Source organism: Mesorhizobium sp. M0664 (assembly GCF_040320565.1).
In the GTDB taxonomy this organism is placed as follows: domain Bacteria; phylum Pseudomonadota; class Alphaproteobacteria; order Rhizobiales; family Rhizobiaceae; genus Mesorhizobium.
On the sequence record NZ_JAMYPW010000030.1, the window covers coordinates 59,620 to 71,242 of the forward strand.

Here is an 11,623-nt window from a genome sequence, read left to right on the forward strand (position 1 = left end):
TAGGGTCTCCTCCAAGTTCGCCTAAATCGTACCTCCTCCAGGCACAAAAGGCGAGTATCATCCTGACCTGTCACCAACCTGTCACGGCGATGTCGAGGTTTGCTCAGCCGACTAGGCCCGATGGGTCGTGATCAGATTGTCGACGACAGCGGGATCGGCCACATCGACGTATTGCCGAATTGTTGAAATCTTGGGGCGGCATCCTACGCGTCACGGTCGCTGGCCCTGCGCATCGATCATGGACTTGCTCCAATCCTCGATGAAGCGGCGGCGCAACGCCTCGTCCTGTACGGCAAGTAACGCAGGGCCGATGCGTATGGCGCGCGCGATACCAGACTCCCCAAGTTTTTCCGGGCCGTCCGCTCCCTCAGGCAATTGCCCGTTCTCGGCAAAGAAGAAGGCGCTATCCCTGGCAACCTTCTGTCCCCGGGCTGACAGAAGGTAGTCGAGAAATCGTTTGGCAACGCCCATATTCGGCGCCGTCTTCGGAATGAGCGCGCCACGACTGAGTATCAGCGCATAGTCCCGCGGGACAACGACCCTCAAATCGGAATTGCCCCTGGCCGCGGCGTAGGCATATGACCCGATCATATTGTAGCCTATATATAGGCTCCCGTTTGCAACGTCCTGAAGGGTCTCCGCGGTGCAACAACGCACCACAGTTTCCGCTCGGCTCATGCTTTCCAGAAGCCGACCGTAGACCGCCGTCGTCTGCCGCGCATCACTGAACGCCAATAGGTAGCCGATGCCCGAAAGTCGGATGTCGAACGTTCCGACCCGTCCGCGATAAAAATCGATCCGCCGCCTGAGAAGATCGGCGAGTTCGATGTGGGTGCGCGGTACGTCGCCGGACGGCACGAGGCGGGCGTTATAGACGAAGACGGCCGGTTCGTAGGTAAAGCCGAATACCTCGTCGCGCCAGTTTGCCCAATTGGCGACATGCGCGGTTTCGGCCGACACGTGCGGCGCCGCGCAGCCGTCATTGGCGAGCTTCACGAGTTGGTCGACCGACGGAGACAACAAGATGTCGCCCAGCACCGCGTCCGTCCGACAGGCTTCACTGGCACTCCTTTGCAAGTCGTTGGTGACATATTCAACATACTCGACTGCCACGTTGGGGAAAACGGACTGAAAATCCCGGATCAGTGGTTCCATAGCCGCCAGATCGGTCGCGGCGTGGATCGACAGTCGGTCCTTCTCCGGCTGAGACGAAGGGAAAAATGCGCTGCTTCCTTCAGCAGCTCTTGCCGCGTGACCGATGCATAGGAGGACGGCAGCCATCAAACCGAATGTCGGCAATGTTCCCGTTATCATCCGGTCTTCTCCGTGGCGATGGGCAACGTCAAGGTGACGGTGAACCCTTGCGTGCCCTTCCCGCCATCCTTGCTTGTCTCGCGAAAGGTCAGCGCGCCACCGTGAGCCGCCGCAACCTCCGACGCGATGGCGAAACCAAGACCTGCGCTGCCGTCATGAGATTTGGACGTTTCGAAGCGCTGCGTGACCCGCTCCCACTCGCCCGGCGGAATGCCCGGTCCGTCATCTTCGACCTCGAGATGGGCACGCGTACCGTCGCTGCGTACTCTGACCTCAAGGCGCGACACCACTCCATGGCGCAAGGCATTGTCGATGATGTTGACGATCGCTTCGCGAAGGCTGACGGCGTCCGCAAGCACGACCGGCTCGTCGTCAGGCGCCTCGAAGGAGACGATAATGTCCGGATCGATAGTTATCGGAACCGCCGCACGGAAAGCGCGCCGTGCGACATCTGCCAGACCGTGCGGCTGAAGCTGCACGGAATCGGCACGATGGATGACCATGGCGTGGCTGAGCAACTGGTTGGTCAGGCGCGCAAGTTCGCTGGCGCGCTGCTGTACGCGATCGAGATGCTGGCGGCTCGACTTGTCCAGCTTGGCTTGACTCAACAGATCGAGCTGCGCCGTTAGCGCTGTCAGCGGCGTTCTGATCTGGTGCGCCGCGTCGGCGATGAAGCGCTGCAGGAGTTTCACGCGCTCGTCGAGCCGACTCATGAAATAATTGATGGAAGTAACGAAGGGCCGCAATTCTCTCGGTACGACGACCGTTACCGGCGTCAGGTCTTGTGGATCGCGACGGCGGAGCGTCGCTCCGAGATGCTTGACCGGTTGCAGAGAATAGCGAATAGCAATCATCGCTCCAGCTAAAGCCAATATGCTCATGATCGCCAAGAGGACGGTCGCCCTGAGAGTCAATTCACTCGCGAGCGCGCGGCGGGCTTCCGTGGTCTGCCCAACGATGACATGCGCCCAACCGGATACGGCTGGATCGGACAGTGCGCGCGCCACCACCGCAATCCGAACCGGTTCGCCGCGATAATGCGCCGATTCCAATACCGGGACATCGTGTATTGCGGCCAGATCAACTTCTGTTTGCAGATCGGCATAACCTGTCAGCGTCGCGCCGGAAGGGCCGATCACGCGATAGAAGATGCGATCGCGGCTGGCGAGGCCCAGGAGTTCAAAAGCTGATACCGGCAGGTTGATGATGAGCGAACCGGATTCAACCGTAAGGCTGTCTGCCATCTGGATGGCCGCACCAAGCAGAAGCCGGTCATAGGCGTCATCGGCGGCGGTACGTGCGTAGTACGACGCCGCACTCACCAGAAGAGCCGCGCCCAGGCCCAGCACCAGCGAGATGCGGACCGCCAGGCGCGTGAAAAGGGAAGGCTCAGCCGGTATCATCGGAAGCCAGCTGATATCCCACGCCCCGCACGGTAACGATCTGCGCCTTGGCGCCTTCCAGCTTCTTGCGCAGCCGCCCGACATAAAGTTCGATCGCGTTCTGATTGGCCGGCTCGTCAAACCCGAAAAGCTGATCGATAAGTTCATCCTTGCTGAAGACGCGGCCTGGCCGCGACGCCAGTATCTCAAGCAACGTCATTTCTCGTCGTTTCAATTGCACCTCGCGCCTGCCTACTCGCACTGAGCGGCTGCCGCGGTCGAGCACGACATCGCCACACTGTACGATGTTGGTCGCCTCGCCGCTTTTCCGCCGGAGCAGAACACGGGCGCGCGCTTCCAATTCCCGGAAATCGAACGGTTTGACCAGATAGTCGTCGGCGCCGAGATCGAGCGCGCCAACGCGGTCCTCTATCTCGGAACGGGCCGTCAACATCAGAACCGGGGTCGTATTCCTTGCCTGCCGGAGCCGTCGAACGATTTCGAACCCGTCGAGGCTGGGCAGCATGACGTCGAGGATGACGAGATCGTAGCAGGTGAAATCGAGGATCTCTGCGGCAGCACGGCCGTCCGTCTCCCAATCGACTGCGTGGCCGATCGTTTCGAAGCGGCGGCTGATAGCCTCGCCAACGTCGCGCGTGTCTTCGACGAGGAGAATTCGCATGCCGGAGCATTTGCACGGAAGCAGCCGCCTATCAAGCATCACCTCTTTGCGGAGAGGCGCTTGACATCATCTGCAGATCACGCGTTGGCTTCAGCCCTGTTACCGTCAGCAGTTCAAGCTGTCCAATCATCTGAGCTTTATCGACGGGCTGCGTGATGGCGTCTGCCTTCATGTGATCTGCGCATCCACGCCAAGAACGGGGCGCGTCGGTACATAACCCGCGCTGCAAGCCACGGCTGGATACGCATTTTGCCGCATTCAACGTATTCGACCGCACCGTGATCAGTCGCTAGTAGATGCACCACCATCGCCATCAGGGGATTATGCTTCGGGCGATCGTGATGCTGATAGCGATTGCGCAATGCCATCATTTGCGCTTCAGAGACGTATCCAATTGTGTCATTAAGAGGATATCATGCCGACAGGCGATGGCAGTTTGAGCGACATTCTTGGAATCTTGTCGGTTCTCCTACTCGTGGCCGCAAACGGCTTCTTTGTCGCCGCCGAGTTTTCCCTGGTCGCCGTGCGCCGAAGCCGAGTTGCCGAACTCGCTGCGGCTGGGCGGCTGAACGCGGCAGCGCTCCAGCGGGCCGTCGACAATCTCGATGCCAATCTGGCGGCGACCCAGCTCGGCATCACCATTTCATCGCTGGCACTCGGCTGGATCGGCGAACCTGCTCTCGCGCATCTCGTCGAGCCTCTCTTGATCGGGCTGCTCGGGTCGTTGGCGACTGCGGGCTCACACACTGTCGCCGTCGCCATCGCTTTCATCATCATCACCGCGCTTCACATCGTGCTTGGCGAGCTCGCACCAAAGAGTCTGGCGCTCCAGCGCAGCGAAGACACTGCGCTCTGGGTCGTGCGTCCGCTCGGTCTGTTCCTCTTTCTGCTCAGGCCGGCGATTCTAATGCTGAATGGTCTCGGCAACCTCGTTCTGCGACTCTGCGGCCTGCGCCCGGGAACCGGTGAGGATTCATTGCACTCGCCAGACGAGCTGAAGCTTCTGATCTCGGCCAGTCAGGAAGGCGGGCTGTTGCAGCAGGCGCAGCGGGAGATGGTCGAGCGGGTCTTCAATATCGGCGAGCGCCGCATCAGTGACATCATGACGCCTCGGCCGGATATCGACTGGATCGACGTGAATGATGACCGAACCGAGATTCTTCGTACGATCCGCGATTGCCGCCACGAGCAGCTCCTTGTTGGCAAGGGCGGTATCGATGAACTGCTCGGCATGGTTCTGAAGAAGGACATGCTCGACCAGGTTCTTGACGGGCAGGTTCTCGATCCGATGGCGATCATCCGTGAGCCGCTCGTCGTTCATGAATCAACGCCGATTTTCAAAGTGCTGGAGCAGTTCAGGAAGGCGCCCGTCCGCATAGCAATGGTCCTCGACGAGTACGGAAGTCTGGAAGGAATTGTTACCCAGACCGATTTGCTCGAAGCCATCGCCGGCGACCTGCCCAACATCGAAGGCGAAGAGCCGGATGTCGTCGAGCGTGAAGACGGCTCCCTTCTCGTGGATGGTATGATGTCGGCCCAGGACGCGTTCGATCGCCTTGGTTTTCGAGCACGGCCAACTGAAGGCGACTTCCATACGATCGCAGGATTTGCCCTGTTTCGACTAGGGCATCTGCCTGAGGTCGGGGAACATTTTGAGTATGGCGGCTGGCACTTCAAGATCGTGGACATGGATGGCCGGCGGATCGACAAACTGCTCGCACGAAGGAACTCTCCCACGGGGCGGCAAGAAACATCGGAGGTAGATGGGCTCAGAACATAGACCAATGAATAGGCCGCCATGGCCTCGTCGAGGTCGCCGGTGCCCGCGAACCAACTGTATCCTGCGTGATCCAACCTGACTGACACTGATGCACCATCACCCGGTCGACGAAAGGCGAAAGCACCCGCACCACCCCCATGGTGTTGCCGGTCACCTCGACAACGACCTCGTCCGTCCTGTTCAAGCTGCGGCCAAATCCCTCCAGTCCGGAGCGGGTCATGTCGACCCGTCCGTGATGGCGCAGCCGGCCATCTTCGCAGAAAACCACTTCCGCAAAGGTGCGGTGGATAGCCATTCCAATTACACGTCATTGGCCCCCTCTCTCCTTGAACAATCGGGAGCCGGCGGGCGACGCGACACCTACGGATCCGCGCTCTCGGCGCAACCGGGCAGGTCGCAGAGGCGGCCAGCTACTAACGCGAGCTCGCAGCTTATCGAATACATCGGCCTGCCCGCACTTGGCGTGCTCCCGGTGCCGCTGTCCCGGATGGTCACACATACGCTGAAAATCTCGCATCTCCAGCGGGGGATCAGATGGCACCATCATGATCATACCGGTTATCAACCCGATCGAGCGCCTCAACGGCGAGATCAAGCGGCGCACCGAGGTCATCGGCATCTTCCCAAATGATGACGCCATCGTCCGTCTGGTTGGCGCGATCCTGCTCGAGCAGAACGATGAATGGGCCGTGCAGCGGGCGAGATATATTACGCTGGAAACCGTCAGCCAAATGAGCGATGATCCGCTCATCAGCCTGCTGTGGCGCGCTGATCATTCCCGGCCCATGCCGGAAGCTGCGGCGACCAAGCCGTCAACTACACCACTCCCTGGGACACGATCCTGATGCGCTCACGCTTCAAGCCAAGACCGTAATCCAGATAGCGAGCCAATCATGAAATCCGAGACAGCAGCCACCGAAAGCGTTGAGCCGGCGCCTAAGGCTGTTCCATCGGGTTGGCGAGTGTTGATGACACGCGAACGTTGGACCGAAGTCGCTCGCATTATATTTACCGGCCTGATGGCCTTTCTGTACTGGCAACAGCTGATTCCCATTCAAGCTTTGTGGGGGGCGGTTGCCATCGGCTTGTATCCGCTTGTCAAAACCGGCGCCGTTGACCTCGTAAAAGAGCGCAAGATCGGTACCGAGATATTCGTCACCATCGCTACGGTGGTAGCGCTGATCGGAGGCGAGACCGTCGCCGGCGCGGTCCTCATGGTGATCATTCTGATCGCAGAGTTCATTGCCGATTTGAATATGGATCGTGCGCGAGCCTCGATCAAAGACCTGATCGGCTCGGTGCCCCAGGTGGCACTTGTGCGGGACCCAGGTGGCGAACGCATGGTCCCGATCGAAAATTTGCGCGCGGGCGACGTTGTCTTGGTGCGGGCCGGCGAGAAGATCCCTGTCGACGGCATCGTCGTCGGTGGAGCGGCTTCGGTCAACGAAGCATCGATCACAGGAGAGAGCATTCCGAAGGACAAAAGCGACGGCGCCGATGTCTTTGCCGGAACCTTCGTCGAATCCGGCGCCCTGGACATCGAGACCGAGAAGGTTGGTGCCGACACCACCTTTGCCCGCATCATCAGTCTGGTCGAGAATGCCGAAGCGGAACAGGCACCCGTCCAGAAACTGGCGGATAAGGTCGCGTCATGGCTGATCCCGGTCGTGCTGATCTTCCTGGTTGCGGTTTATCTTTATACCCGCGACGTTCGGATGATCGTCACTCTGCTGATTTTCACATCGCCTGCCGAACTCGGATTGGCGACCCCTCTGGTGATTATCGCAGCCATTGCGCGAGCCGCACGCAATGGAATTCTGGTCAAGGGGGGCGTCTATCTGGAGTCTTTGGCCAAGGTCGACGTCCTGGTGTTCGACAAGACAGGCACCCTGACGGCGAACAAGCCCGAGGTTGTCGGCGTGGAGATGCAGGACGGCACGCTTTCGGAAGCTGATCTGCTCAGCCTTGCCGCCGCCGCCGATCGGCGCTCCGCTCACCCCTTGGCGAAAGCGGTCGTCAACTATGCCGCCCGGATGAAAATCGATGTCCCGGAACCGGAGCAGTACGAGCAGTTGCAGGCGCGCGGTGTGAAGGCGACAGTCTCCGGACGCACCGTGCTGGTCGGGAATGCATCGTTGCTGCGCGAGGCCGGCGTGCCGCTTTCCGATGCGATCGAAAAGGGCGGACAGACGCCGGTTCACGTCGCGGTCGATGGGAAATTCGCGGGCGTGATTCTGATTGCCGACACATTGCGACCAGGTGCGCGCGAAGCGCTGGCAAAGCTCCGTGCGACCGGGGTCAAGCGCATGGTGATGGTGACGGGTGACAATGAGGCCACAGCGCGGACCATCGCCAAGGAACTCGGCGTGGATGAAGTGCGTGCCAATCTGATGCCGCAGGACAAGGTCGCCGCCATCGCCGAACTGCAAAAGCAGGGCCATCGCGTGGCGATGGTCGGCGACGGGATCAACGACGCGCCGGCGCTGGCACGCGCCGATGTCGGCATTGCGATGGGCGGCGGCGGCACGCAGGCGGCACTGGAAGCCGCCGACATTGCATTGATGAAGGATGATCTGGCAAAAATTGTCAGCGCGCGCGCAATTGCTCGACGTGCTTACCGGACAATTCAGGAAAATATTTTTGTCGGTGTCGGTGTTGTGCACGTTTTGGGCATTACCGCAGCGCTGATGGGCTGGATCGGTCCTATCCAGGCAGCGATTTTGCACTTGGGGCCAGATGTCCTGGTGTTCCTGAATTCGGCAAAACTGCTGCGCGTTCGAATCCAAGATGTTTAGCGCATCTCTTTGGAGCCTAAGGCGCTTGCAGTTCTTTGGACGACAAACGCGTCCAATTCGCATCGTCCACGAAACCGGGCAACCGCAACCAGAGTACGCTTACTGCTGTGGCGCTGGTGGCGGTGTGCCCCCAAACCACCCAGCCGCATACCCAATCACAAACAGCACCACGATCACGGCTGCCACACCGTACCAGAGGCGCCTGTCCGTGAAATTCATCGTTACCTCCAAATATCGCGCTGCGCCTGACGACCCAGCGATTTCTTCGATCCCTTGGTCGTCGTTTTCGTGACGAGCGACTCATCTGATCCCTGACAGAGTAGGCCAAGTATGGCTTCCAGAGAAGCGCGTAGGCCTGTCTGCGGTGCCAAAGCCGCCGGCTGCAAGCGGCTCGCGGAGGAGCGAGCATCTGGAGGACGCTGGGATCGACCCGAGCTCCATCGGCTTCTTGGCGAGCTCGAAGAAGGCGATATCGTGGTTGTCCGGAAACTAGACCGACTGATGCGGTCACTCAAGGACCTGCTCCTTATCCTTGAGAAGATCGAGGCCGCCGGCGCCGGGTTCTGCTCACTGACCGAGGCAATCGGCACGACCACGACGGCAGGCCGCATGATGCGGATGCTCGGTTCCTTCGCCGAATTCGAGCGAGCCATCGTACGGGAACGCACCATGGCGGGGCTTCAAGCAGCCAGGAGCGCGGGCGAAAAGGTGGTCTCGCCCAAAACTCACGTCCGATCAGCGCTCCGAAATCATCGGCATGCTGAATGATGGTCCACCCGCCGCCGAGATTGCTCGCATCTTCCGAGTTCATAGGGCCACTGTGAGACGTATCGGCGCTCAGACGAAAATGAATGTTCGCTGATTGTGGGTCCAATTGGCCGCTTTCGCAGCGACGTACGCACCGGCCCTCCTCGGACGCGTACCCCCGGCCTGCAGTTATTGGTATTGTACCAGCTGCCTACGTGGTTGGTTCGGCGGAACACATCCTGGAGCAAAAGAATTCGAACCGAACTAGCCAAAGCGGTCATTCGATTCGTCCGATCGGATGACTGCTACTGGCGCACGTGGTCGGTTGGTGCGTTCAGACATCAGATTGCCTGATGAGGCTCGGGAAGGTCCGGCCGGGGGGGAAAACCGCCGTTCAGCGCCCTATGCGAGCACGAAATTCGGCAGTCGAATTGGTGCGTGGAAACGGTGCGGAAGGCAACTGTACACCGAGAAAGGCACAAAGCGGCTCCCACCCTTCGGAGGCCTGATAAGTAAGAAGGCGTTCAGGTGGCAGCGTTGATTTCACGGAAGCGTTATGTGCTTCATAGACAGCGATTGCGTGATCACGGTTATCAAATCGACCGCCAAAGACAGTGTTTCCAACCACCCCCACACCAAAGGACTGTGGATCATTGGTAGCAGCATCCATCGTGCCCTATTGTTTGCGCCATGCTGTCATACCAGGCTTCCGGGTCACGAACTGTCAGGATAACCTTTGCATGAGGGTAGTGGTCACTCACTTCGCGCCAAAAATGCGCCGTTGGCCAATCGACCGCGGAAAGATAGCCGGCATATGCCGCATCCCAGGTCGGGAGTTGTCCCTGTCCGGCGGCGCGCCACAGCGCCTTCTGCTCGGGATTGGCGTGGACATTTGCCATGTGATGACACGGCCCGAACCCAAGATGCTCCAAGGCGAGCTTCAGCGAATATGTGCCAGTGCGACCCATGCCTGCGCCAATGACATATAGAGCCATGAGCACCCCCCGACGAATTTCAATTGGTCAAAATACCGCTGTTTTCTTTAATTCGCTATTATCTTTGAAGGTTCAGCTCCGAATCGCCTCAAGCCGTAGCGCGCGAAGGTCAGTATTGGAGAAGCGCCGGGAATGGTGGCTCCTGGCGCCGCTGTGGCGAAAGACGCGTGCATCGACACCACTATCCGCTGACGCAGCGCTTGCTCCGGTCGATGACGTGGATGCCTTTCAGGGATGGGAGACAACCGACGGCGAGTTTCCGCCGGGAACGTGATCGCGGTGACCAAAGCCATCTTGAAGGGCAAGGCCGTGCAGACCTGCTCCATCAGGCTGCTCGACGTCGACCGCGCGACATTCGAGCAGCGTGGACACAAGCTGGCAAGGCAAGGGGTTAGGCGCCGCGCTGTTGCAAGACGCCGTTCTGCGCACCGCGTTCCGCCGCGACGATCCTCGGGATTCGCGGCCTTCTTGTTCATGCCATATCGGACGAAGCGAAAGCCTTCTACGAGCACTACGGCTTTGCGGCTTTCCCGAAAAATCCGATGACCCTTGTGCTCTCGCTAAGGCGCGTTGAAAGAGCGGGCCGAAACGTCTTGTTGTGCACAAGTTGGTAATCGCCTCGTAATCAAGCAGCCGGAAACAGCTTCCAGCGCCGCGGCCTGAATGCCACCCGGCTTTTCTGCGCCGCCGGATGGTCGACGGGCAGCTCGATCTCGACCCGCTGGCGTTCGCCGCCGATTTCGAGTTCCACCCGCCTGGTATCGGCAACGCGGCGGCTGGCGGCGACCGTGCCGGCGATGCAGCCATTGCATTCTTCCACCAGTTCGACATCGTGCGGACGGAAGAAAAGCGTCGCTTCGCCTTGCGGCGCCTGCGGCGCGGAGAGCCCGATCGGCCGGTCGGCGATCCAGACCTGGCCGTCCTCGACCTTGACCGGAAGCGAACTCGATTCGCCGATAAAGCCATAGACGAAGGGCGAATTCGGTGTGTCGTAGATCTCGTCGGCGGTGCCGACCTGCTCGATGCGGCCCTGGCTCATCACCACGACGCGGTCGGCAAGCTCCAGCGCCTCTTCCTGGTCATGGGTGACGAAAACGGTGGTGTGGCCGGTCGTATCGTGGATGTCGCGCAGCCAGCGGCGCAGTTCGCGGCGCACCTGCGCATCGAGCGCGCCGAACGGCTCGTCGAGCAAAAGCACGGCCGGTTCGATCGCCATGGCGCGGGCCAGCGCCACGCGCTGGCGCTGGCCGCCCGAAAGCTGTGCCGGATAGCGTTTTTCCAGACCGGAAAGCTGAACGAGGTTGAGGAGTTCCGAGGCGCGGCGGCGGATTTCCTTCGCCGACGGGCGTGACGGCCCGTGCCGGACCTTGAGTCCGAAGCCGATATTGTCGGCGACCGTCATATGGCGAAACAGCGCGTAGTGCTGGAAGACGAAGCCGACATTGCGCTCCTGAATCGACTTTTGGGAGGCATCCTCTTCGCCGAAGAAGATCTTTCCGCGTGTCGGCCGCTCGAGCCCGGCGATCAGCCTGAGCAGCGTCGTCTTGCCGGAACCGGAAGGTCCGAGCAACGCGATCAACTCGCCGGACTTGATGTCGAGCGAGATGTCGTGAAGCGCCGGAAACCGCTCAAACTCCTTGCGCACGTTGACAACGCGAACTTCCATCAACCGTCCCTTTTTGTCGATGCATGTCGTTGTCCCAAAACCGCTACGCACTTTTGGGCGACATGCATTCAATGTCCGCGCATCGCGGCGATCTCGGCGCCGTAGCGCATCTCGAGAAGTGTCTTCAAGACGAGCGTGACGAGCGCCAGGCCGGCAAGCAGCGAAGCGACGGCAAAGGCGGCGGCGGCATTGTACTCGTTATAAAGGATTTCGACATGCAGCGGCATGGTGTTGGTCAGCCCGCGTATGTGGCCCGACACGA

Annotated in this window: 12 protein-coding genes and 3 pseudogenes; 6 read left to right on the forward strand and 9 right to left on the reverse strand. The window is 60.1% G+C overall.

All coding sequences use genetic code 11. The features are described from left to right. Positions 1 to 210 precede the first annotated feature (210 nt). From NKI39_RS23065 to NKI39_RS23080, 4 genes are read right to left on the reverse strand one after another with little or no spacing between them, the layout of a single operon-like run. Complete coding sequence (locus NKI39_RS23065; protein ID WP_352452015.1) at positions 211 to 1,314, reverse strand: ABC transporter substrate-binding protein; 1,104 nt, start codon at positions 1,312 to 1,314, stop codon at positions 211 to 213. Then, positions 1,311 to 2,663, reverse strand: a complete 1,353-nt coding sequence (locus NKI39_RS23070) for a sensor histidine kinase (protein ID WP_352834617.1) — start codon at positions 2,661 to 2,663, stop codon at positions 1,311 to 1,313. The genes NKI39_RS23065 and NKI39_RS23070 overlap by 4 nt, the downstream gene beginning before the upstream one ends. A 40-nt stretch (positions 2,664 to 2,703) precedes the next feature. Continuing rightward, positions 2,704 to 3,378, reverse strand: a complete 675-nt coding sequence (locus NKI39_RS23075) for a response regulator transcription factor (RefSeq protein ID WP_023722098.1) — start codon at positions 3,376 to 3,378, stop codon at positions 2,704 to 2,706. A 31-nt stretch (positions 3,379 to 3,409) separates the two neighbouring features. Continuing rightward, a complete protein-coding gene (locus NKI39_RS23080) occupies positions 3,410 to 3,550 on the reverse strand; it encodes a hypothetical protein (protein WP_352834619.1) in 141 nt (46 codons plus the stop codon). 243 nt (positions 3,551 to 3,793) lie between these two features. Here NKI39_RS23080 and NKI39_RS23085 point away from each other — a divergent pair, with 243 nt between their 5' ends. Then, complete coding sequence (locus tag NKI39_RS23085; protein WP_352693734.1) at positions 3,794 to 5,158, forward strand: hemolysin family protein; 1,365 nt, start codon at positions 3,794 to 3,796, stop codon at positions 5,156 to 5,158. Here the strand turns inward: NKI39_RS23085 and NKI39_RS23090 are convergent. Next, positions 5,148 to 5,453 (reverse strand): hypothetical protein, encoded by a 306-nt coding sequence (locus NKI39_RS23090; protein ID WP_352834622.1) that lies wholly within the window; start codon positions 5,451 to 5,453, stop codon positions 5,148 to 5,150. The two genes, NKI39_RS23085 and NKI39_RS23090, sit on opposite strands and share 11 nt — an antisense overlap. 268 nt (positions 5,454 to 5,721) lie before the next feature. Here NKI39_RS23090 and NKI39_RS23095 point away from each other — a divergent pair. The 4 genes and pseudogenes from NKI39_RS23095 to NKI39_RS23110 form a co-directional block, all read left to right on the forward strand. After that, positions 5,722 to 6,003, forward strand: a pseudogene (locus NKI39_RS23095) (transposase); the annotation flags it as partial. A gap of 48 nt (positions 6,004 to 6,051) precedes the next feature. Beyond that, a complete protein-coding gene (locus NKI39_RS23100; RefSeq protein WP_352834624.1) occupies positions 6,052 to 7,953 on the forward strand; it encodes a heavy metal translocating P-type ATPase in 1,902 nt (633 codons plus the stop codon). Between the two features lie 330 nt (positions 7,954 to 8,283). Next, on the forward strand, positions 8,284 to 8,721 hold the full coding sequence (locus tag NKI39_RS23105; protein WP_352834627.1) for a recombinase family protein: 438 nt from the start codon (positions 8,284 to 8,286) through the stop codon (positions 8,719 to 8,721). After that, positions 8,711 to 8,815: a hypothetical protein gene (locus tag NKI39_RS23110; RefSeq protein ID WP_352693738.1), complete on the forward strand. Its 105-nt coding sequence runs from the start codon at positions 8,711 to 8,713 to the stop codon at positions 8,813 to 8,815. Before NKI39_RS23105 ends, NKI39_RS23110 begins: the two co-directional genes overlap by 11 nt. A gap of 279 nt (positions 8,816 to 9,094) precedes the next feature. On the opposite strand, the gene NKI39_RS23115 is transcribed toward NKI39_RS23110, so the two are convergent. Next, positions 9,095 to 9,370, reverse strand: a complete 276-nt coding sequence (locus NKI39_RS23115; RefSeq protein ID WP_352834629.1) for a sulfotransferase — start codon at positions 9,368 to 9,370, stop codon at positions 9,095 to 9,097. Then, on the reverse strand, positions 9,351 to 9,695 hold the full coding sequence (locus NKI39_RS23120) for a sulfotransferase family protein (RefSeq protein ID WP_352834632.1): 345 nt from the start codon (positions 9,693 to 9,695) through the stop codon (positions 9,351 to 9,353). Before NKI39_RS23120 ends, NKI39_RS23115 begins: the two co-directional genes overlap by 20 nt. A 361-nt stretch (positions 9,696 to 10,056) precedes the next feature. Here NKI39_RS23120 and NKI39_RS23125 point away from each other — a divergent pair. Further along, positions 10,057 to 10,309 (forward strand): annotated as a pseudogene (locus NKI39_RS23125) (GNAT family N-acetyltransferase); the annotation flags it as partial. Between the two features lie 11 nt (positions 10,310 to 10,320). Here NKI39_RS23125 and NKI39_RS23130 read toward each other — a convergent pair. Beyond that, positions 10,321 to 11,361, reverse strand: a complete 1,041-nt coding sequence (locus NKI39_RS23130) for a sulfate/molybdate ABC transporter ATP-binding protein (protein WP_352834634.1) — start codon at positions 11,359 to 11,361, stop codon at positions 10,321 to 10,323. Positions 11,362 to 11,429: 68 nt separating this feature from the next. Further along, positions 11,430 to 11,623: pseudogene (cysW, locus tag NKI39_RS23135) on the reverse strand (sulfate/thiosulfate ABC transporter permease CysW); the annotation flags it as partial.